Annotated in this window: 17 protein-coding genes and 1 pseudogene; 10 read left to right on the top strand and 8 right to left on the bottom strand. The window is 66.2% G+C overall.

Translation table 11 applies throughout. The features are described from left to right. Positions 1 to 42: 42 nt before the first annotated feature. From NKJ34_RS10845 to glpA, 4 genes are all read right to left on the bottom strand, one after another. Positions 43 to 1,170, bottom strand: coding sequence for a right-handed parallel beta-helix repeat-containing protein (locus NKJ34_RS10845; protein WP_253738319.1), 1,128 nt, complete (start codon positions 1,168 to 1,170; stop codon positions 43 to 45). 238 nt (positions 1,171 to 1,408) lie between these two features. Then, a complete protein-coding gene (locus NKJ34_RS10840) occupies positions 1,409 to 2,713 on the bottom strand; it encodes an anaerobic glycerol-3-phosphate dehydrogenase subunit C (protein WP_253738318.1) in 1,305 nt (434 codons plus the stop codon). Beyond that, positions 2,710 to 4,008, bottom strand: a complete 1,299-nt coding sequence (gene glpB, locus NKJ34_RS10835; protein WP_253738317.1) for a glycerol-3-phosphate dehydrogenase subunit GlpB — start codon at positions 4,006 to 4,008, stop codon at positions 2,710 to 2,712. Before glpB ends, NKJ34_RS10840 begins: the two co-directional genes overlap by 4 nt. Before the next feature lie 2 nt (positions 4,009 to 4,010). Further along, on the bottom strand, positions 4,011 to 5,753 hold the full coding sequence (glpA, locus tag NKJ34_RS10830) for an anaerobic glycerol-3-phosphate dehydrogenase subunit GlpA (RefSeq protein WP_253738316.1): 1,743 nt from the start codon (positions 5,751 to 5,753) through the stop codon (positions 4,011 to 4,013). A gap of 273 nt (positions 5,754 to 6,026) precedes the next feature. Between glpA and glpK the strand changes: the two are divergent. From glpK to ptsP, 6 genes and pseudogenes are all read left to right on the top strand, one after another. Beyond that, positions 6,027 to 7,562 (top strand): annotated as a pseudogene (glpK, locus tag NKJ34_RS10825) (glycerol kinase GlpK). Positions 7,563 to 7,564: 2 nt separating this feature from the next. Beyond that, complete coding sequence (locus NKJ34_RS10820; protein ID WP_253738315.1) at positions 7,565 to 8,554, top strand: DUF7973 family transport facilitator; 990 nt, start codon at positions 7,565 to 7,567, stop codon at positions 8,552 to 8,554. Between the two features lie 120 nt (positions 8,555 to 8,674). Then, entirely contained in the window at positions 8,675 to 9,844 is a 1,170-nt protein-coding gene (locus NKJ34_RS10815; RefSeq protein WP_253738314.1) for a Cdc6/Cdc18 family protein, read from the top strand. A 76-nt stretch (positions 9,845 to 9,920) separates the two neighbouring features. Next, positions 9,921 to 12,722, top strand: coding sequence for an extracellular solute-binding protein (locus tag NKJ34_RS10810; protein WP_253738313.1), 2,802 nt, complete (start codon positions 9,921 to 9,923; stop codon positions 12,720 to 12,722). A gap of 132 nt (positions 12,723 to 12,854) precedes the next feature. After that, a complete protein-coding gene (locus tag NKJ34_RS10805; protein ID WP_253738312.1) occupies positions 12,855 to 13,145 on the top strand; it encodes an HPr family phosphocarrier protein in 291 nt (96 codons plus the stop codon). Next, on the top strand, positions 13,142 to 14,851 hold the full coding sequence (gene ptsP / locus NKJ34_RS10800) for a phosphoenolpyruvate--protein phosphotransferase (RefSeq protein ID WP_253738311.1): 1,710 nt from the start codon (positions 13,142 to 13,144) through the stop codon (positions 14,849 to 14,851). Before NKJ34_RS10805 ends, ptsP begins: the two co-directional genes overlap by 4 nt. 88 nt (positions 14,852 to 14,939) lie before the next feature. On the opposite strand, the gene dhaM is transcribed toward ptsP, so the two are convergent. The 3 genes from dhaM to dhaK all read right to left on the bottom strand — a co-directional run bounded on the left by dhaM (position 14,940) and on the right by dhaK (position 17,163). Then, on the bottom strand, positions 14,940 to 15,323 hold the full coding sequence (dhaM, locus tag NKJ34_RS10795; protein ID WP_253738310.1) for a dihydroxyacetone kinase phosphoryl donor subunit DhaM: 384 nt from the start codon (positions 15,321 to 15,323) through the stop codon (positions 14,940 to 14,942). Next, positions 15,320 to 16,033, bottom strand: coding sequence for a dihydroxyacetone kinase subunit DhaL (gene dhaL, locus NKJ34_RS10790; RefSeq protein ID WP_253738309.1), 714 nt, complete (start codon positions 16,031 to 16,033; stop codon positions 15,320 to 15,322). The genes dhaM and dhaL overlap by 4 nt, the downstream gene beginning before the upstream one ends. A 134-nt stretch (positions 16,034 to 16,167) precedes the next feature. Next, a complete protein-coding gene (gene dhaK, locus NKJ34_RS10785; RefSeq protein ID WP_253738308.1) occupies positions 16,168 to 17,163 on the bottom strand; it encodes a dihydroxyacetone kinase subunit DhaK in 996 nt (331 codons plus the stop codon). A gap of 103 nt (positions 17,164 to 17,266) precedes the next feature. Here dhaK and NKJ34_RS10780 point away from each other — a divergent pair, with 103 nt between their 5' ends. The 3 genes from NKJ34_RS10780 (at position 17,267) to speB (ending at position 19,238) form a co-directional block, all read left to right on the top strand. Then, a complete protein-coding gene (locus NKJ34_RS10780; RefSeq protein WP_253738307.1) occupies positions 17,267 to 17,935 on the top strand; it encodes a phosphoglycolate phosphatase in 669 nt (222 codons plus the stop codon). 95 nt (positions 17,936 to 18,030) lie between these two features. Beyond that, a complete protein-coding gene (locus NKJ34_RS10775) occupies positions 18,031 to 18,405 on the top strand; it encodes a translation initiation factor IF-5A (RefSeq protein WP_253738306.1) in 375 nt (124 codons plus the stop codon). Next, a complete protein-coding gene (gene speB / locus NKJ34_RS10770) occupies positions 18,405 to 19,238 on the top strand; it encodes an agmatinase (RefSeq protein WP_253738305.1) in 834 nt (277 codons plus the stop codon). Before NKJ34_RS10775 ends, speB begins: the two co-directional genes overlap by 1 nt. Before the next feature lie 61 nt (positions 19,239 to 19,299). Here speB and NKJ34_RS10765 read toward each other — a convergent pair whose 3' ends face one another. Next, positions 19,300 to 19,905 (bottom strand): HdeD family acid-resistance protein, encoded by a 606-nt coding sequence (locus tag NKJ34_RS10765; protein WP_253738304.1) that lies wholly within the window; start codon positions 19,903 to 19,905, stop codon positions 19,300 to 19,302. A 224-nt stretch (positions 19,906 to 20,129) separates the two neighbouring features. On the opposite strand from NKJ34_RS10765, the gene NKJ34_RS10760 reads away from it, so the two are divergent. After that, entirely contained in the window at positions 20,130 to 21,170 is a 1,041-nt protein-coding gene (locus tag NKJ34_RS10760; RefSeq protein ID WP_253738303.1) for a metallophosphoesterase family protein, read from the top strand. Positions 21,171 to 21,173: the final 3 nt, after the last annotated feature.

The raw sequence follows: 21,173 nt of genomic DNA, 5'->3' as shown, positions 1-21,173 counted from the left end.
CGTACTGATAAGCCCAATTCTTTTTCCAGTGAATCCTCGGGATTAAACCCGGAGTTCCGGGTCGACGTCGGCCGACAGGATCTCTCTGATCCGTCCGTCTCTGGCCGCCGGCTGTTCGGCACAGCCAGGGCCGGTACAGACCGACTCGAAGGCGTCGGGGTAGCTCAGATCTCCCGCTCCGGTGATCTCGACGCCCGTCGCCTCCCAGCCGTCGGCGACGTCGGCTTCCTCCTCGATTGCCTCCGACGAGGCGTCGTTGTAGATGGTGACGTTTCTGATGACGCCGCTGCCGCCGTCGGCCCCTTCGTGGAGTTCGATCGCCGAACTCGCTTCCGGATAGGTCACCCGAATCTCACAGTCCTCGATCCGGATGTTCTCGCCGGGATTCCGGACCCGGATCCCCCGCATGTTCAGTTGTCCGCGCCGACTTTCGGGTGCGGGCCCGTCGTTGACGACGAGGCAGTTCCGCACCACGCTGTCGTCGGAGCCGATCCGGATGCCCGCGATGTTGTTGTTGTGCGATACGCAGTTTTCGACGATGACGCGGCCGCCCGCCCCGTCGTCGTACCCCGGCGAGGAGGCATAGATCCCGTTGTCGGAAAACCCCCAAAAATAGCAGTTGCGGATGTCGACCGTCCCCCCGTGGTCGCGTGGCACGTAAAACGGCCGACACTTGGTTCCGTCGGCCGCGCCGTCGGGGAAGTCCACGTTGTCGGCGACGATCTCCGCATCCGCCGCGGTCTCCAGCCGGAAATGCGATTTGTCGCTCGGCCTGCCACCGACGGTAAGGTTGCGGAGTTCGATCGTCCCCGACTCCGCCCGAACGTTGTTGCGGAACGCATCGCCCGTCAGGTCGAGGCGCACGTCGCCGTCTCCGACGACGGCCGCGTTTTCGGTCGCCCCCTCGAACCCGCCGCCGTGCCACGCGTAGCTCCCCGCCGGGATCGAGACCCTCGCGCCGTCGACGAACCACTCTTCGAGGTAGGGATCGACTACCGCGCCGGTAGTCAGTCCCTGCGCGCCGAGGTCGACGGTGCCGTCGGCCGTGGCTCCGGCGACGCCCGCAATGGCCGTGGCCGCGACGGTACCCCCGACTACGCGTGTCGTGCGTGCGAGGAATGCCCGTCTGCTCCCTACTGATCGCCCAGTCGTCCCGCGGTGGCTGCCCATGCCCGAACCCGGACTGTTCTGAAAATAGTCCTTCCTACCAGATAGGTAGCGTTACCGATAGTAACAGTTCCCTTCGGTTCGTTACGTACTCCATACTCACCAGTCGGATGTGAGTGTCTCTGCAGACGGATGGTCAATGACGACGGACTGTCGGCTACGGCAGGACGTGTTCGTCGACGGTCACGACCCGCGCTGTTGCTCTCGCGCAGTCGAACGCGGGAACCGACGGTGTGGAGGACTAGTTGACGAGAGCTTCTTCGAGCAGTTCGAGGGGGTGGCGGATCTCGTAGCCCGTCCCATGGTTCATCTGCATCGCACAGGTGGGACACTCGGTCATGCCGACGTCGCCCTCGGCGTGTTCCATGTGGTCGAACATCTCGGCACCGATCTTCATCGAGGTCTCGTACTTCTCGGACTTCCAGCCGTAGGTCCCGGAGATGCCCGAGCAGGACTCGCCGACGTCCTCGATATGTGCGCCGTCGAGTTCGCGGAACAGTTCGACGGCCTGTCGATCCAGTCCCTGATTCCGTGCGTGACACGGCGCGTGGTAGGCGAAGGCCTGTGGGTCGACCTCCGACTCCCGGATCGCACCCTGAACGTCCTCGTGGATGCGGAGGAACTCCATGGCCTCGTAGGTGTGTTCCGACAGCTCCTCGACGCCGTCGATGTCGAACAGTTCGGGGTACTCCTGACGGAGCGCCATCGAACAGGAGGTACAGGAAGCGATCACGTCCGCTCCGTTGTCGATCGCCTTACCGAGTTCGCGGACGTTGACTTCCGCCTCACGGCGGGCGTCCTTCAGCATCCCGTTTGCGAACATCGGGGTCCCCGAACACTGCTGTTTCGGGACCAGCACTTCGTAGCCGAACTCCTCGAAGACCCGGACCATCGCCTTGCCGACCTCTGGGGTGTTGTAGTTGGAGTAACAGCCGTGGAAGTAGGCGACCTGCTTGTCGGGGTTGCTGACCTTCGAGCCGCCGCGCTTCTTGAACCACTGCCGGAAGGTCTCGGTGGCGAACTCGGGCATATCCCGCTCGGTCGGCAGTCCCATGATCTTCGCGCCGATGGTGCTGGTGATGCCCAGCCCCATGAAGAAGTTCGAGATTCGCGGGATCTTGCTGCCGATGGAGGCCAGCGTCCGGTAGTTGGCCAGCATGCGGTTGCGGATGTACTCCCGGGAGAGCTTGTCCATGTGTTCTTCGACGTACTCCCCGCGGGCGGTGTTGTGCATCTGGCTGAGCGGCACCGACGACGGACAGGCGTCGTCACACCGCATACAGTTCGAACACGAGAGGATCGAGTCGTCGATGTCGACGTCCTCGTGACGTTTCAGCCGCCACTGTTCGGGACCCTGGAACTTCGGCCCGGGGAACTCCTCGTCGACCTCCGCGACCGGGCAGGACGTGTCACAGCTCGTGCATTTATAACAGTTGTCGGCACCCGGCCGGAGGTCCATATCCTCGCTGGAGGGGAAGACGTCGACCGGCTCGAACTCATCTACCGTTGTCGAATCGAAATCGCTGGGTTGTTGTGCGTCGCTCATTGGCTCACCTCGTGTTTCGCTGCCTGTTTGCCGGCCTGCTCCCCAGCGACGACCGCTGTCGCCAGCGAGACGCCGCTCTGGGACTTCTCGGCGACCGTATCCGCGCCGCCGACCACCGCGCCCGCCGCCCGGAGGTTGTCGAACTCGGGGGCGTCGGTCGCGTCGAGCGGCCGCATCGTCTCGTCGACGACGACTCCGAAGTGGGCGAACGGCTGATCGCCGAAGGCCTCCTCGTCGAACCACTCGTAGCGGTCCTCCGGATGGGGGATGTGGCAGTCGAAGATGGGCTCTTCGACGCCGTCCTCACGGGAGGAGTCGATCCCCTTGCCAACGAGGCCGCCGGTCGCCAACACGTACTCGTCGGCGTGGTACGGTACCTCGCGGCCCTTGCTGTCGACGGTGACCGACTGGATCTCGCCGCCGTCGGCCTCGAAGCCGACGACGGGGTTGCCGGCCGAGATGCGGACGCCCGCCTCGTCGACCGCGTCTTTGAGCGTGTCTTCGAGCCGCATGCCGGGGTAGCTCGGCGGCCCCATCGGGATCTCGAAGACGTCGACGCCGAGGTGGCGTTCGAGGTCGGTCCGGACCGCCTCGGCGTGGTCGTCGCCGAGGAACGCCGGGAAGCCGACGCGTTCGGCGTCGCCGACGTGGGGTTCGACTTCGGCGGCCAGCGCCTCGCGTGCGCCCATCGATCGCCCCTCGTAGTCGACGGTCTCGTCGATGTCGAGCCGTTTGGCGAACCGGGTCACCCGGGAGTCGTTGACGTACTCGCCGGGGAAGTTACACTCGACGCCCTCGACGTCGAAGGGGACGCCTGCGGCCTCCAAGTGGGCCGCGAGCATCTCGCCGTTGTACTCGGTCATCTCCTCGAAGCCGACCACGAGCATCGGCCGGTCGTCGCTGGCGATCCCGGCGGCGGCCGCGGCGGGATACCGGGCGGTCGGCTTGACCGCGCCGCTGAACGTCGGGATCAGGGCGTTGGTGTCGGTATGGCTGCCCTGATAGGTCTCGCCGGTGATCTCGTCGAAGCGAGCCAATCCGTCGCGGACCGCCGCCTCGCCGGCGATTGCGTACGGGTGGTCGGCCGGCAGGTCGTCGAGCTCGGCGAAGGGGTCGACCACCGGATCGTCGCCGTCGGCATACCCCAGTACGTCGATCAGCCCGCTGGCATGGCGGAGCGTCGACTTCTTGTAGGTCACCAGTCGGACCGACGCGCCGGTCTCTGCGGCCTCGATGGCCGCGACCGAGCCGGCCAGGCCGCCGCCGATCACGATCACGTCCTCACGGATCGCCACGGTCAGTCATCCCCCGTTCGCCCGCCGTCGGTGGCGGCCGTGCTGGCGGTGCCGCCGGCGCCACCGGCGGTCGCCCCGCTGTCGAAGGCCGAAAAGTCGACCACGCTGTCGGTGGTCGCGGCGTCCTTGTCGCGGTTCATCGTCGTCGCGTGCAGCGAGTACTTCAGTGCCGCCTGCGAGAGTTGGGTGCCCCACATCGCGTGGCGCTCGCCCTTCCAGCGTTCCTGATACAGTTCGTCCCAGGCGTCGTAGGCGATGTCGGCGTCGTACTCGTCGTACAGTTCGGCGGCCATCCGGTGGGTACAGAACGCCCCCTGACAGTTACCCATCGAGGCGCGGGTCCGGATCCGCGTCGCGTTGAGGTCCGAGCCGGCGCTCTCGATGCTGTCTTGGATCTCCGCACGCGTGACGGCTTCACACTCACAGACCGTCGGGTTCGGGCCGTCGTAGTCCAGTACTTCGTCGGTGCGGGAGCCGAGCCGCTGGGTGCTCCGTCGACCGATCGGCGAGCGGATCCCGTACTCGTCCATGTAGTCGTCGAGCACCGAGAAGTCATCGCTGCCGGGCAGCGGCACGTCCGCGGTGCGACACTCGGCGTCGATGTCGAACTTCTCGCAGACGTGGTCGGAGATCTCCTCGGCCATCAGTCGGTAGGTCGTGAACTTCCCGCCGACGATGGACGTCATCCCCTTGACGTTGTCCCGTTCCTCGTGGTCGAGCAGGAAGTACCGGCGGGTGATGTCCGTCGAGTCGCTGGTGCCGGTCTCCGGCGGCTCGTACAGCGGCCGGACACCCCAGAAGGAGCGAATCGTTCGGGCTTCCTTGAGGATCGGCACCAGCTCCGAGAGGGTGTCGATCATCAGGTCGACTTCCCACTGCTCTTCGGGGTAGTCCTCGGGATCGTCGACCTCGATATCGGTCGTCCCCAGAATCGCCGTCGTCTCGTGTGGGACGACGATGTCGGCGTCACCCTTCGGCTTACACCGGTTGATGACGGTGTCGACCTGTCGGGTGTTCATGATCGTCATGACGCCTTTACCGGGTCGGACCTCGATTTCCTGTTCGAGGCCGGCCATCTCGCCGATCTGTCCGGCCCACGCGCCGGTCGCGTTGACCACGTAGTCGGCGCGAATCTTCTCGCGCGTGCCCGGCTCGCGGTGGACGCGCTTGCCGGGCCCCGTCTCGTGTTCGACCTCGACGCCGACGACCTCGCCGTCCTCCGTGAGGAGGTCGACGACCGGTGCGTGCGTCTCGATGCGCGCGCCGTGTTCCTCGGCGCTGGCGGCGTTGGCGACACAGAGCCGGAAGGGGTCGATCGCGCCGTCGGGCACTTTGATCGCCTTGTCGATATCCTTGGCGAGGTACGGCTCGATCTCGCGGGCCTCTTCGGCCGACAACACCTCGGCGGGAATGTTGCACTCCTTGCAGCCCTCCAGTTTCTTCTGGAAGTACTCCTCGGTGTCCTCGGGTCGCTTGACGAACAGCCCACCGGTCATCTCGACACAGTGGCTGGCGATATCCCGTAGAATTCGGTTTTCGTCGATACACTCTTCGGCAGCAATCTGGTCCGCAACGGCGTACCGGCCGCCGCTGTGGAGCAGTCCGTGCATTCGTCCTGTCGTCCCGTGGGTCAGGTTCCCCTGCTCGACGAGCGTGACGTCGACCCCGCGCATAGAGAGGTCGCGTGCGATCCCGCACCCCGTGGAACCGCCCCCGATGACGACAACGTGTGGCTTGTTACTCATCCGTTCAGTTGGGTTTTGCACTATAGTAACTTTACTTTACCCCTACTGGCCCGATCGGCGTAACGTTCGAGTTGTTTCTCAGTCGACACAATAAATAGGCCGGTAATGTGTGCTAAATACTACCAAACGAACATGGATATTAAGGACAATTATGGGTAGTAGAGCAAGATTTATCATGTTATTCTATAGTGTTTACCCGTGGTCAGGGAACCGCCCGTAAAGAACGGTTCCCGGGCCAGGGGGGTCTCCCCCCAAGGAGTGTGGTGAACACATATGTCAGACACATACGTCGGTTCCATCGATCAAGGGACCACAGGAACGCGGTTCATGGTCTTCGACCATGGTGGTAACGTCATCGCAAACGCCTACGAGAAACACGAGCAGATCTATCCGGAGCCCGGTTGGGTCGAGCACGACCCGATGGAGATCTGGGAGAACACGAAAGCGGTCATCAATCAGGCGCTGGACGACGCCGACCTCGACGCCGAGCAGCTCGAGGCCATCGGCATCACGAACCAGCGAGAGACCACGATCGTGTGGGACGCCGAGACCGGCAAACCAGTCCACAACGCGCTGGTCTGGCAGGACCGCCGTACCACCGACCGTGTCGAAGAGATCCAGGAGATGGGCAAGGTCGAAGAGATCCGAGAGAAGACGGGTCTCGAATGTGACGCCTACTTCTCGGCGACGAAAACCGAGTGGATCCTCGACAACGCCGACCCGATCAAGCTCCAGCGATCCCGACCGCAGGACGTTCGGGACCGCGCCGAGGAAGGCGAGCTCCTGATGGGGACGATCGACACGTGGGTCATCTACAACCTCACCGGCAACCACATCACGGACGTCTCGAACGCCTCGCGGACGATGCTGTACAACATCCGCGAGCTCGAATGGGACGACGAACTGCTGGACCTGTTCAACGTGCCCAAGGCGATGGTGCCGGAAGTCCGTCCGTCCTCCGACGACGAGACCTACGGTTCCACCGATCCGGACGGCTTCCTCGGTGCCGAAGTGCCCGTCGCGGGTGCGCTCGGTGACCAGCAGGCAGCCCTCTTCGGCCAGACCTGTTTCGACGCAGGCGACGCCAAGAACACCTACGGTACCGGTTCGTTCATGCTGATGAACACCGGCAACGAGGCCGTTCCTTCGGATCACGGCCTGCTGACGACGATCGGCTTCTAGCGCTCGGGTGAGCCGGTCCAGTACGCCCTCGAGGGTGCCATCTTCATCACTGGCGCGGCCATCGAGTGGCTCGAAGACATGACCCTGATCGAGGACGCCGCCGAATCCGAGAGTCTCGCACGCAGCGTCGACTCCACGGACGGCGTCTACGTCGTGCCCGCCTTCACCGGTCTCGGTGCCCCCCACTGGGATCAGCGCGCACGCGGTACCATCGTCGGCATGACGCGTGGTACCCGACGCGAACACGTCGTTCGCGCGACCCTCGAGTCCATCGCCTACCAGACGAAGGACGTCGCCGAGGCAATGGTCGAAGACGCCGACATCGATCTGTCGAGCCTCCGCGTCGACGGCGGTGCAGTCAAGAACAACTTCCTCTGTCAGCTCCAGTCGAACATCATCGGTACGGAGATCGTCCGTCCGGTCGTCGACGAGACCACGGCACTGGGATCGGCCTACGCCGCCGGGCTCGCCGTCGGTTACTGGGACACCGTCGACGAACTCCGCGACAACTGGCAGATCGACCGCAGCTTCCCTGTCGACGAGGACGCCGACATCGAAGTCAACTACGACCGCTGGAAGGACGCCGTCGCCCGAGCCGAGGACTGGGCTCGTGACGGGGGCGAGTAACGATGGTAACGGAAGCACTCACTGATCCGACGTTCTGGATCGCGTCGTTCGCGGGCGGCGCGTTCGGTGCGGCGATCGGTGCTCTGCCGGCGTTCATCTTCACCGGCTTCATGGTCATCGCCGGCGAGGCAGCAGGCGCACTCGGTCTCGAGGGCGCTGGTGAAGCCTCGCTGACCGCCACCGGCTTCACCGGTCTCCTCGGCTTCGGTCCGGTGTTCGGTCCGCACATTTCGTTCGCAGCCGGTGCGGCCGCAGCCGCCTACGCAGCCAAGCAGGGCTACATCGACGACGGAAAGAACATCCTGTGGGCCGCAGGGACCCACCACACCGACGTGCTGATGGTCGGTGGGCTCTTCGGCCTCATCGGCTTTGCCGGCACGGAACTCGGTCGCACGATCGGGATCCCGACCGACAACATCGCGCTGATGGTGTTCGTCTCGGCGCTGCTCCACCGCGTTGCCTTCGGCTACAGCGTCATCGGCGAGATCACCGGTAGCGGCATGTTCGACGTCGGCCCGTGGGAGCGCGACGAGGACGAAGCGCCCGGCATCTGGCTGCCGTGGCAGTACAAATGGGGTAACGTCGCCCTCATCGGTGTGATCGGCGGTATCCTCGGTGCCTTCGCGTTCCAGGCCACCGGTAGCCCGCTGATCGGCTTCGGTATCAGCGCGGCCAGCCTGGTGTTCCTGCAGGCCGGTGTCGACAACATCCCGGTCACCCACCACATCACGCTGCCCGGCGCAGTCGGTGCACTCGGCGCACAGGCTGCCGGCTACAGCCCGGCGCTCGTGTTGATCGTCGGTGGGCTCTTCGGAGCCTTCGGCGCAACGATGGGTGAGGTCTGTAACCGTGTGTTCTACATGCACGGCAAGACCCACGTTGACCCGCCGGCGTTCGGCATCTTCATGTCCGGCCTGCTGTCGGCCGTCCTGACGGCCGCCGGCGTCCTGGGGACCACCTTCTGGGCCCCGATCAGCGCGCTCGGCCTCTAAGCCACGCCGCGCCAACCACTCCTTGCTCACCGGATTGGTGAGTTCGGAGCCGCTATCGGCCGTCCGCTCGGCGGACGGTTGTTGAGGCGGTTTGCGTTTTTTAATACACGAGAGACACCAATGAATCTCGAAGAGCGGATCGTTCGCCGACAGCAGCCCGACAGCGAGCCGCGGCTGGTGCTCGAATCCGACGCCCTGAATCCGATCGCCCACCCCACCGAGCCGGTCGGTCGGGGGCTCGTCATCGAGCAACTGCTCGACGCCATCGATCCGGCGTTCGAGGATCGCTGTCCGCCGGACTGCTACGTCTGGGGGCCGAAAGGAACCGGTAAATCCGCCGTCGTCCGCTCGCTGTTCGCCCAACTCGACCGGCTGATCGGCCGGGCCCACGGCCGGATCTACACCACGACCCGCACCGAACCGACAGCGGACATCGCCTTCGTCTACACCGACGGCCGGGTCGCCAAAACCGGGTTCGCGCTGCTGCATGCCGTACTCAACAGCCTCACGGCCGATCCGGTACCGAAACAGGGTGTCAGCGCAGACACCATCCGTCGCCGGCTGGCCGACAGACTCGCCCCCGGCTCCCGGTCGGTCGTCGTCGCCGTCGACCACGTCGGCGAGCCCGAGACGCTGTCGACCGAGGCCGTCTGCGAGCAGTTCGCCCTGTTCGGCGAGTCGGTCGCGCTGGTGCTCTGTGGTCGTCAGGAGCCGGCGGCGGTCACCGGCCCGCTGGAGGATCCCGAGACGGTCCGGTGTGACACCTACCGCCGCCACACCCTGATCGAGATCCTCACCAGCCGCGGGGCCGACGGATTGACACGGTCGGCGATCAGCCACGAGCGGATCCGTGAACTCGCCGGCTGGGCCGACGGCGACGCCCACGACGCGCTGGCGGCGCTGTTCAGCGCCGGTCTCGACGCCCAGCGTCGCGGCCACGACCGGATCGACGCCGACGCCCTCGAGGCCGGCACCGACGCCGTCCCCAAACCCTGCGTCTCGCTTGGCCGACTGTTGGCGCTACCCGAGAGCCGCCAGCGGATCCTCGGCCGGCTGGTAGCGCTCCCGGATGCCGACCGCAACTCGGTGAGCGCGGCCGCCGACGCCATCGCCGGCGACCGGATCGAACTCTCCCGGTCGACCATCGAGCGCGTCCTCTACGAGCTCGCCGAGGCCGGGATCGTCCGCCGGCTCAAAGTCGACGCCGAAAGCCACGTCGGCCGCCCGCCCTCGCGGCTCGAACCACGGTTCCCCACGCTCGTGTTCGATCACCTCACCGCAACCGGCTGACCGCCACGTGGATGGTTTTCATTCACGATAATTTGGAACACAAGCTTATTTAAACGGTCAGTGAACACCGGACCACATGCACGTCCGACTGAGAGCCAGCCCTGCCATCGAGAACGTCCCATGGTACCGTCTCACAATCGGTGCCGCTGTCGTTGGGTTGATCGCCTTCTGTGTCGCCGCCAGCGGTGTGACCGACGCCTCGCTGGGTGTCGGTTCGGTGCTCGGTTTCTTCGGTCCGTTTTCGAGATGGGGCAGCGACGACGACGCCGACCCCGATGCCGACCCGCTGTCGCCCGACGCCGGCAGTGCGGCGGTCGACCCCGACGCCGCTGACGATCCCGACGCTTCGAAGGACCACGACGCCGCTGCCGACGCGGAGCCGGCACCGACGACCGAGTCCGACGCCGAGTCGACGACTGATCGCGACGTGGAGCCGGTCGCTGCCACGACGGACGCCTCGGGTTCGCCGACGGCCTCCGACGGCGGCGAGCCGGTCGCTTCCGACTACTCCGGTTCGGCCGACGGGACTGGCTCTCACTCGTCGGATCTCGACTGGGAGCGGTTCTCCTCGCAGCTCGTCTCGGCGATGGAGCAGTGTGCCGACGGCGATCTCACCGTTCGGATGGACACCGACCGTGCCGACCCCGAGGCAGCCGCGGTGGCCAACGCGTTCAACGGCATGCTCGACGAGTTCGAGGACACGATCCAGACCGTAGACGAGTTCGGCGATCAGGTCGACGGCGCGACCGAGCGCGTCACCAGCCGGGTCGACGAGGTCAAGCAGGCCAGCAAGGAAGTCAGCCACTCGGTGTCGGGCATCTCGGAGGACACGACCAAACAACACGAGATGATCGACGATCTCTCCGACGAGATCCGGTCGCTGTCGGCGGCGACCGAGGAGGTCGCCTCCTCGGCCAACGAGGTCGCCCAAGCCTCCGAAACCGCCGCCGAACGCGGCGAAGAGGGCCGAGAGTTGGCGACCAACGCCTTGGCCGAACTCGACGAGATCGACACCCGGACCAGCCGAACCCTCGAAGCCACCGAGGAGCTCGACGACCTGATCGGCGAGATCGAGGACATCGCGGAGTTCATCGGCGAGGTCGCCAGCCAGACCAACATTCTCGCGCTCAACGCCTCCATCGAGGCCGCCCGCGCGGGTGAGGCGGGCGAAGGGTTCGCCGTCGTCGCCGACGAGGTCAAGAGCCTCGCCGAGGACGCCGAGGAGGCCGCCGGCGACATCGAGGAGTCGGTCGCCACCGTCCGCGAGCAGGCCGATACCACGGTCGACGAGATGCACGAGACCCGCGAGCGGATCGACGCCGGCGTCGAGACGATCGAGGGTGCCGTCGAGACGTTCCGGCAGATCGCCGACGACGTCGAGGAGACCAATGTCGGCGTCCAGGAGATCAGTCAGGCGACCGACAGCCAGGCCGAGTCCCTCCAGGAGGCCGCCGCGATGGTCGACGACGTCGGCGAGATCTCCGACGAGACGGCCGAACGCTCCGAGACCGCCGCCTCGGCGGCCCAACAGCAGACGACGGCGCTGGCGGAGGTCTCGACCGGCGCGACCACCCTCGACGAGCGGGTCGACACCCTCGGGACGCTGCTGGACTCCTACGAACTCCGGGAGACCCGCTCGCGGACGACCGTCGGCGAGAACGTCACCGCCGTCGAGTTCTGGCACGCGATGGGTGGCGAAAAGGGGCTGTTGCTCGAAGAGCTGATCCGCGAGTTCGAAGAACAGGCCGACGGCATCCACATCAATGCCACCTCGAAGGGGAGCTACCGCGGCACCCTCGAGTCGACGCTGTCGGCCGCCGAGAAGGGCAGCCCCCCGGTGTTGGCACAGATCTACGAGATCGGGACCGCCCGCGCGATGGACAGCGGGGCGTTCACCCCCGTCGAGGGCGTGTTGCCGAACCGCGTCTCCATGCGTGACTACGTCGACCCCGTGTTGAGCTACTACCGGACCAACGGTCGGCTCAACTCGATGCCGTTCAACTCCTCGGTGCCGGTCCTCTGCTACAACGAGGCGGCCTTCCAACAGGCCGGCCTCGACCCGAACAACCCGCCGACGACCTTCGAGGAAGTCACCGATGCCGCCCAGCAGCTCGTCGACCAAGGGGTCGCCGAGAAGGGGATCACCTTCGCCAACTACTCGTGGTTCGTCGAGCAGTGGTTTGCGACCGCCGGCCAGGAGATCGTCAACAAGAAAAACGGTCGGGCGGGAACGCCGGACGAGGCCTACTTCGACAGCGAGGCCGCCCAAGAGATCTACGGCTGGTGGACGAACCTCGACGAGCAGGGACTCTACCACAACCCCGGCATGGAGGCCCGTGGGAAGGCCAAAAAGGCCTTCTACGAGGGAACCGCGCCGATGGTCATTGCCTCCTCGTCGTCGGTCGGCGGCATCACCGACACCGCCGACTTCGATGTCGGCATCAGCGGCCATCCGACGCCCGGCGCTGGCCAAGGGCTGATCGTCGGCGGGGCGTCGCTGTGGGTCTCCGATTCGGCGACCCAAGCCGAACGCGACGCCGCCGGCGAGTTCCTCGCGTGGCTCACCCAGCCCGAACAGCAGGCCCGCTGGCACCGCAAGACCGGCTACCTGCCGGTCCACGAGGGCGGGATCGACAAACTCGAACGCGACGGCTGGTTCCGGCAGAACCCCGGCCACGAGGTCGCTATCGAACAACTACTCTCAAGCAAGGACAGCCCCGCGACCAACGGCGCGCGGATCGGCCCCTTCAGCACGGTCCGGACGCTGGTCGGCGAGGCCTACCCCGAGATCCGCGACGGCGACCTCGAAACCGAACTCGAACGCCTCAACGACCGGGTCGAGAGCCAACTCGACTCCTACAGCCGAAACGGCCGGTAGCCCCACGCTCTTTTGTCGGATTCTCGACTAATCAGTCGACAATTGCGAGTCGACCCGTTCCTTTCGGTCGGTTGTCGCGTCGCAGCGGCCTGTCTGCACTAGTATAAAGACCGTCGGCTCCAACAATGGGGTATGGAACGAATCCTGACAGTCGTCCCTGACGACGGACTTCACGCCCGCCCAGCAGCCACCTTCGTCGAGACCGCCGGCGAGTTCGACGCCGAGGTCACCGTCGCGGCCGTCGACGGCAACCGGCCGGCCGTATCGGCCGACAGCATGCTCGGGGTCACCGGGCTCGGCGTCCGCGGCGGCGACGAGGTCCGGCTGGTCGCCGAGGGCCCCGACGCCGAGGCCGCCCTCGACGCCCTCGAGGTGATCCTCTCGACGCCGGAAGACGAACTCGACGAGATGGAGTTGCCGTGACAGAGCGCCGCTTCGAGGGGATCGGTGCCACGCCGACGCTCGGCGTCGGCACGGCGGTGTGGTACCGCCCGACCGACGTGACCGACCTCGAGGAGCCGCCGGTCGACGGCGTCGACCCCGTCGCCGAGCGCGAGCGGTTCGACGCCGCGCAGGCCGACGCCCGCGCCGAACTGGAGGCCGAACGCGAGTCGACGCGCGAGCGCGTGGGCGAGGATGAAGCAGCAGTGTTCGACGCCCACCTCAAGTTCCTCGAAGATCCACAGATCGAAAGCGGGGTCGAGGAAGCCCTCGAGGAGGGACTGCCGGCTCCCCACGCGGTGAAAGAGGCCTTCGCGGGGCCCATCGAGCAGTTCGCGGGGATGGACGGGATGATGGCCGAGCGGGCCGACGACCTCCGGGACATCCGGGACCGCCTGCTCCGGCTGCTGACCGGCACCGAACGCACCGACCTCGGCTCGCTGCCCGATGGGTCGGTCGTGTTGGCCGAACTGCTCACCCCGAGCGACACCGCCCAACTCGATCCCGACTCGATTACGGGGATCGCCACGATGGAGGGCGGCCGGACCGCTCACGCCGCGATCATCGCCCGCTCGCTGGGGATTCCGGCGGTCGTCGGTGTCGGTGACGAACTCGACGCGGTCGACGACGGCACCGACGTCGTCGTCGACGGCGAGGACGGCGTCGTGATCGCCGATCCCGACGCGGCGACCCGCGAGCGGGCCGCCGAGTCGACCCAGACCGCCGTCGTCGAGGAGTCGGTCGCAACCGCCGACGGCCGGTCGGTCGAGATCGCGGCCAACCTCGGGACACCCGCCGAGGCCGGCCCGGCGGTCGACCGCGGGGCCGATGGTGTCGGTCTCTTCCGGACCGAGTTCCTCTTTCAGGACCGCGCCGCCGCGCCCGACGAGGACGAGCAGTACGCGGCCTACCACGAGGTCTGTGAGGCCTTCGCGGCGGGCGTCGCGGGCGACGGCGAGCCGCGGATCGTCGTCCGCACGCTGGATGTCGGTGGCGACAAGCCCATCGACTATCTGGGGCTCGATCCCGACGAAAACGGCTTCCTCGGCGCACGCGGCATTCGCCTCTCGCTGGACGAGCATGCCGACCTCTTCGAGACCCAACTCCGGGCGCTCCTGCGTGTCGCCGCGACCGACGCCGGGGCCGGACTCGCGGTGATGTTCCCGCTGGTCTCGACGGTCGAGGAACTGGAGGCCGCCCTCGAACAGGTCGAGAGTGTCGCCGACGATCTCGACGACGAGGGTGTCGACTACGCCATCCCCGAACTCGGCGTGATGGTCGAGACGCCAGCGTCGACGTATCTGGCCGACGCCTTCGCCGAGCGCGTGGATTTCCTCTCGATCGGCACCAACGACCTTACCCAGTACATCCAGAGCGCCCAGCGCGACCTCGATCGGATGAGCGAGTATCAGGACCCGCTGGCCCCGGCGGTCCTCCGGGCGATCGACCGCACCGTCACCGCGGGCCACGCGGGCGACGCGTGGGTCGGGATGTGCGGCGAGATGGCCGGCGATCCCGACCTCACGGAACTGCTGGTCGGACTGGGTCTCGACGAACTCAGCATGAGCGCCGTCACGATCCCCGATGTGAAGACGGCGATCCGCGAGGTCGACACCGAGGCCGCTGCCGAACTCGCCGACGCCATGCTTGCGGCCGATACGCTCGCCGAGGTCCGCCAGCGGCTGTAGCTCGATTTTCGGTCGATAATTAGGCGCTGGCTACCGTCGCCTCGGTTGGTCGAACGACTACGAAAACATCCCCTCGCCGGCGGTAGCCTTAGCTTACCTTTCGGTAGGTGCGGGCTTCTTCGGCCTTTTCGAGTACCGAGTCGACGGTTGCCTTCTTGTTCGTTGCCTCGACAGCCGCGTTGAGCGCGCCCTCGAGGATCGGTGCGTCGGCAATCGTGGCGTTGGCCTCGGTCATTTCGATGGCGAGTTCGGCGTTCATCACCGCGCTGCCGAGGTCGACCAGCACGACGACGCCCTCGCCTTGGTCGGCGGCCGCGATGGCCTCGCCGATCCGGTCGGCGTCGGTGCCGATGCCGCCGTCGCCGTCGCCGCCGGCGGGCTCCAGCGGGGCGTCCCCGCCCATCTGGGCGGCGAGCTCGCAGATGCCCTCGGCGGCCGCATGGCTATGGGAGACCACGACGAGGCCGATCACGACTCCTCCTCGTCGGGCGTTTCCTCGGGGATCGTCGGCGAACTGGCGTCGACGTCGACCTCGCCGTCGAGGTAGTCGTCGGCGACGTCGAGGAGTTCCTGCATGATGAACCACGTCGAGGTCGCCCCGGGGTCCTGATGGCCGACCGACCGCCAGCCGAGGAAGGAGGCCCGGCCCTTCTGTGCCCGGAGCGGGACCGTGTACTCGACGCCCCGCTCGGCCGCAGCCGTTGCCTTCGCCAGCGCCGTCAGCGGCGGGAGCTCGTCGACCTCGATCGACTTCTTGAACGTGTGGACCGCCGGCGTCAGCGCGTCGACCATCGTCTTCGCGCCGAGTTGGGCGTCGCCGCGGTCTTTGACCTTCTCGAGGTAGGCCTCGGCGAACGCCACCGAACTCTCGGCGGTCAGTCCATCGTCGAGGGTCGCACTCGCGCTCATGATCGAGCCGCCGTACAGCGGCCCGGAGGCTCCGCCGACCTCCGAGATCAGCGTGACACCGATCGTCTTGACCAGTTCCTGTGGCGTCGACTCGTCGTCGTCGACCACCGCATCCGCGGCTGCCCGGAAGCCGCGTGCGAGGTTCGACCCGTGGTCGGCGTCGCCGATCGCCGAATCCAGATCGGTGAGATGCGTCTTTTCGTCCTCGAGCCGGTCGGCGACTGCCTCGGCGGCTGCCCGGATCGCCTCCCGCTGCGTTGCTTCATCTACCATACGTACGGAGAGTCCCCCGAAGGTCAAAGTATTTATGTTGAAAAACAGTGAAAAATGTCGGATTACCTGTCTGTACCGGTGTCAGGTTCGGCGTGTCAGCGGTGATCGTCGAAAAACAGGGTGTGCTGATCGGCTCAGACGGTGAGCGCGGGCGTGTCGGCCGGCGCTTCGAGCAGGTCTTTGAGTTCGTCGTCGACTGCCGCGACGGTGATCGACGCCCCCATCATGTCCAGCGAGGTCATGTAGTCACCGACCCACGCGTCCCACGTGTCGAGGCCGTGATCGTCGACGATCTCCTGGAGCCTACGGTTGAGGATGAATAGTTCGGACTGTGGGGTGCCTCCCATCCCGTTGACCATCGTGATGATTTCTTGGCCCTCGTCGAGATCGAGGTCCTCCAGAACGTTCTCCGTGAGGTGGTCGGTGATCTCGTCGGCGCTCATCATATCGGTGCGCTCGGTGCCCGGCTCACCGTGGATCCCGATCCCGAGTTCGATCTCGTCGTCGGGGAGATCGAAGGTCGGTTCACCCTTGTCGGGGGTGACACAGGAGGTGAGTGCGACCCCCATCGTCGCCACGTTGTCGATCATCTTGTTGGCGACGCGCTCGACCTCTTCGAGGTCCGCGCCCTCGGCGGCCTTTGCCCCCGCGACCTTGTGGACGAAGATCGTGCCCGCGACGCCCCGTCGACCGCTGGTGTACAGCGAGTCCTCGACGGCGACGTCGTCGTTGACGACGACCTGTCTGACGTCGACGTCCTCCATTTCGGCCATCTCGCCGGCGGTCTCGAAGTTCATCACGTCGCCCTCGTAGTTTTTGACCACACAGAGGACGCCCTCGCCCGAATCACAGGCCTCGATCATCTCGTTGAGCTGGTCGGCCGTCGGCGAGGTAAATACCTCACCCGCGGCCGCACCGTCCAACATTCCGTCGCCGATAAACCCGGCGTGTGTGGGCTCGTGGCCGCTGCCACCGCCCGAGACGATCCCGACTTTGCCCGAGACGGGAGCGTCTGCCCGTACCATCACCTCCGTATCATCGAGCCGTCGAAGCTCTCCCGGATAGGCCGCGAGCATTCCTTCGAGCATTTCGTCGACGACTGTCTCTGGATCGTTGATCAGTTTCTTCATACGACGCCAGATACTACACCATCTATTATGAAAAAGATGAGTTCTTCCGCACTGACAGTACCGCCCGTCGAGCCGTTTTTGCGTCTGCCCACCAAGATTGTCCATGGTACCACCGCTTGCGCTTGATATCGACGGCACGCTGACGACGCCGGACCACCGGGTCGACCCGCGGGTGTTCGAGCGGCTCCCCGAGTGGCCTGCGCCGGTCGTCATCGCCACGGGCAAATCCTTTCCCTACCCGGTCGCGCTCTGTCATTTCGCCGGCATCCCCGAGCGCGTGATCGCCGAAAACGGCGGCGTCGTCTGTGCGGACGATCATCTGGCGTTTCAGGGCGACCGGTCGGCTGCCGAGGCCGCAATCGAACTGTTCCGCGAGCGGGGCGGCGATCTCGGCTGGGGGACGGTCGACACCACCAACCGCTGGCGGGAAAGCGAGATCGCCGCCTCGACCGAGGCCGACGAGGCGCTACTGCGGGAGGTCGCCGCCGAGTTCGACCTCGAAGTCGTCGACACGGGCTACGCCTACCACCTGAAGACGCCGGGCGTCGAGAAGGGTGAGGGCCTCGTTGCGGTCGCCGACCTGCTCGGCCTCGACCCGAGTGCGTTCGTTGCCGTTGGCGACAGCGAAAACGATGTCTCGCTGTTCGAGACCGCCGGGGAGTCGTATGCGGTGGCCAACGCCGACGACCGGGCGCTGGCGGCGGCCGACCACGTGACCGACGACTCGTACTTCGACGGGACGCTGTCGGTGCTCGACGCGCGTAGTCAGTGACTACTATGTGAGTAGTCGCCGGCGACGATCCGACAATCACTCTCGCGTCGGCGCGTTCCAAACGGTTTATACTGGCCCCTCAAGAAGAGACGGGCATGCCGCGAGAACAGAAGCAGGTTCGCGACCTTCAGGAAGGCAGCTACGTCATGATGGACGACTCCCCGTGTAAGATCAACCACTACAGCACGGCCAAACCGGGCAAACACGGCAGTGCGAAGGCCCGTGTCGAGGGGAAGGGCGTCTTCGACGACAAAAAGCGGAGCCTCAGCCAGCCCGTCGACGCCAAGATCTGGGTGCCGATCATCGAGCGAAAACAGGGGCAGGTCGTCTCCGTGACCGGTGACGACGCCCAAGTGATGGATCTCGATACCTACGAGACGTTCACCATGCGCATCCCCGAAGACGAGGAGTTCGAGAGCGACATGAACATCGAATACCTCGAGTACGAGGGCCAGCGAAAGGTCGTGTAATGTTTCCCGGCGCGACTGTCGACCGCGAAGCTGCTTCCTACGTGGTCGTCGGCGCGCCGCTCGACGTCACGACCACCTTTCAACCCGGGACCCGGTTCGGTCCCGACCGCATCCGCCGCTTTTCGGAAAGTTACGACGACTACGACCACCGGACGGACCGGCATTTCACCGACTGTGAGGTCCACGACGCCGGCGACGTCCGCGCGTGGGACGACGTGGCCGAATACTGTGACTACCTCGGCGGCCAACTCCGTGATATCGTCTGGGACGACGCCGTTCCCCTCCTGCTCGGCGGCGAGCATACCGTGACGGCTCCGGCGGTCGAGGCGGTCGACCCCGACGTGTTCGTCTGTCTGGACGCCCATCTCGACCTCCGGGAAGAGTACGACGGCAACGCGTGGAGCCATGCCTGCGTGACGCGGCGCGTACTGGAGACTGCAGAGGAGGCGATCATCCTCGGCGCACGAACCGGCTCGGAAGCCGAGTGGGAACGGGCCGAAAACGACGACGTGACCATCGTTGCGCCCGACGACGTCGACGACTGGCTGGCCGATCCACCCGCGTTCGGCGACCGGTCGACGTATCTGAGCGTCGACATCGACGCCGCCGATCCGGGCGTCGCGCCCGGCACGGGGACGATGGAGCCGTTCGGGCTGAGTCCTCGCCAGATGCGCGATGTGGTGCGGACGGTCGCGCCCCACTGCGAGGGGGTCGACGTCGTTGAGGTCAACGACCGCGACGACGGGCAGGCCGCCGCGCTGGCCGGCAAACTCCTTCGGGAGTTCGTCGTTTCACACGCCGCGGCCACAGAGCACGCTGCTGGCGACCACTGACGGCACTCGTGTCGAACTGCCGGTTTCGTTATTCCCCGACTATTTAAAAGGTTGGTCGGGACTAGACGCTCGGCTTCACGCCTTCGTCGACCGGCTCCTCGGCCGTCGCAGCCATTCGTCGACGGTTCGCGTAGCCGACGTAGGCCATCGTCGCCCCGGTCATGAAGACGTTGACCCCGAACAGCAGGCCAACGGCCCACAGCAGGCTCCCCGGGAGGCCGGCGACGAGCAGTCCGGCCAGCACCAGCGACAGCAGGCCGCTGGCGATCAGCGACGTCCAGCCAGTGTGGGCCCGTGACCGCAGGCCCATGCCGATCTCGGCGATGCCCTCGAAGACGAAGAAGGCGATGACCAGCGTCGTCAGCGTGGCGAGGCCGACGATAGGATTCGTGAGCAGAGCGACGCCAGCGATGCCGTAGACGCCAGCCAACAGGACCTGCCAGATGAACGCGCTCCAGCCGCGGACGCCGAAGGCGCCGACGAGGTGGACCACCCCGCCGACGACGAGCAGCCCGCCGAGCAGCAGCGACAGCGAAACGCCCGTCAGGAACGGGGCGACTATCGCCACGAGGCCGACGATCGCGATAGCGAGACCGCCGATGATGACCGGTCGCCAGCTTCCGGGCGTGGTCATCGTCGTCGGTTGGGTGGGGGATTCGGTTGCCATGATCACTGTCCCAGTGGCTCGCTACCGAAATAGCCGTAGTCGACGGATGACCCCCGCTGTGGAACCGGTGGTAACCGATAGCACCCCAGTGCGTTCCCGTTCGTCCCAGTTGCTGACTCCGGGCCAAACGGCAGCTACAGCGCCCCAACGGCTATATAGGTCTCTACAGGCAGGTGTATGGCTCCTAGATACGGCTTTAGGTTCCCGGATCCGACCTGTATCTAATGAGTGGTCGACCGCTTCGGAACGCCGGAAGCACCGTCATGGCGCGACTCGCTGCCCCTACCACCAGCCGTCCCACGCGGCTCGCGGTGCTCGCCGATCCCCACGTCTCGACGCGGGCCGACGGCTCGCCGAAGCAGTTCGAGCGAACCGAAGGCTTTCTGGAAACAGCGATTACCGACATCAACAGCCGCGACGTCGACGCGGTCGTCTCGGTCGGCGACCTCACCAAGGACGGCGCGCCGTGGGACTTTGCTCGTGTTGACGACCTGCTGTCCGACCTCGACGCCCCGTTTTTCGCGGTCCCCGGTAACCACGACGTCCCCAAAACGTTCGACGCCCATCGGTCGGCCTCCCGCGGTCGCTTCATCGACCGCTACACGCCCGGGAAACTCCCGTATCAGGTGGGAGTCGGCGGCGTCGACCTCCTCGGCCTCGACAGCGCGTGGACACCCGACGGCGACCTGCGCGAGAGCCACGACGGGCGGGTGACGCCGAGGCAGTTGGACTGGCTGGCCGACCGCGCCGAGACCGCCGACTGTCCGGTCGTCTTCACCCACCACACGCTGCCGCCGACGGCACGACAGGCCGCGAACTCCGGTGCTGCGACCGGCGTCGACATGTCGGCCGTGCCGATCATGCGTAACGGCGAGGCGGCCATGGAGACGCTGGCCGGGGCCGGCGTCCCGCTGGCGCTCACCGGCCACATCCACCTCCCCGGTGTTGCCGCCCGCGAGACCTCCACTCACACCGTGACCGAGGTTACCGCGCCGTCGATCTGTACGTTCCCGCAGGCGTATCTCGTCGTCGACATCGACAGCCGCGGGACGACCGTGCGCTACGTGTCGACGGCCTCGCCGAGCGAGTCGATGGCCGCCTACAGCGCCCGCCTCGACGGCACCGATATCGACCGCGCACAGGCGGCCGTCGGCGCGACTCGTACCGCTCAGTTCCCGCTGGTCGAAGACTGGCATCCGACACCGCCGCCGTCAACCCCCTCGCCGACCGCGCCGCTGTCGACCCCACAGCGGACTGACGACTGACCC

The organism is Halohasta salina (genome assembly GCF_024178165.1).
GTDB lineage: Archaea > Halobacteriota > Halobacteria > Halobacteriales > Haloferacaceae > Halohasta > Halohasta salina.
This window is presented reverse-complemented; position numbering and strand designations above follow the sequence as displayed.

Bases quoted from the DNA above. Each gene is read 5' to 3' on its own strand.
- NKJ34_RS10780 (WP_253738307.1), top strand. From the start codon at position 17,267: ATGGTACCACCGCTTGCGCTTGATATCGACGGCACGCTGACGACGCCG.
- NKJ34_RS10775 (WP_253738306.1), top strand. From the start codon at position 18,031: ATGCCGCGAGAACAGAAGCAGGTTCGCGACCTTCAGGAAGGCAGCTAC.
- NKJ34_RS10805 (WP_253738312.1), top strand. From the start codon at position 12,855: ATGGAACGAATCCTGACAGTCGTCCCTGACGACGGACTTCACGCCCGC.
- NKJ34_RS10840 (WP_253738318.1), bottom strand. From the start codon at position 2,713: ATGAGCGACGCACAACAACCCAGCGATTTCGATTCGACAACGGTAGAT.
- NKJ34_RS10845 (WP_253738319.1), bottom strand. From the start codon at position 1,170: ATGGGCAGCCACCGCGGGACGACTGGGCGATCAGTAGGGAGCAGACGG.
- NKJ34_RS10810 (WP_253738313.1), top strand. From the start codon at position 9,921: ATGCACGTCCGACTGAGAGCCAGCCCTGCCATCGAGAACGTCCCATGG.
- NKJ34_RS10815 (WP_253738314.1), top strand. From the start codon at position 8,675: ATGAATCTCGAAGAGCGGATCGTTCGCCGACAGCAGCCCGACAGCGAG.
- dhaL (WP_253738309.1), bottom strand. From the start codon at position 16,033: ATGGTAGATGAAGCAACGCAGCGGGAGGCGATCCGGGCAGCCGCCGAG.
- NKJ34_RS10765 (WP_253738304.1), bottom strand. From the start codon at position 19,905: ATGGCAACCGAATCCCCCACCCAACCGACGACGATGACCACGCCCGGA.
- speB (WP_253738305.1), top strand. From the start codon at position 18,405: ATGTTTCCCGGCGCGACTGTCGACCGCGAAGCTGCTTCCTACGTGGTC.
- NKJ34_RS10820 (WP_253738315.1), top strand. From the start codon at position 7,565: ATGGTAACGGAAGCACTCACTGATCCGACGTTCTGGATCGCGTCGTTC.
- NKJ34_RS10760 (WP_253738303.1), top strand. From the start codon at position 20,130: ATGAGTGGTCGACCGCTTCGGAACGCCGGAAGCACCGTCATGGCGCGA.
- dhaK (WP_253738308.1), bottom strand. From the start codon at position 17,163: ATGAAGAAACTGATCAACGATCCAGAGACAGTCGTCGACGAAATGCTC.
- glpA (WP_253738316.1), bottom strand. From the start codon at position 5,753: ATGAGTAACAAGCCACACGTTGTCGTCATCGGGGGCGGTTCCACGGGG.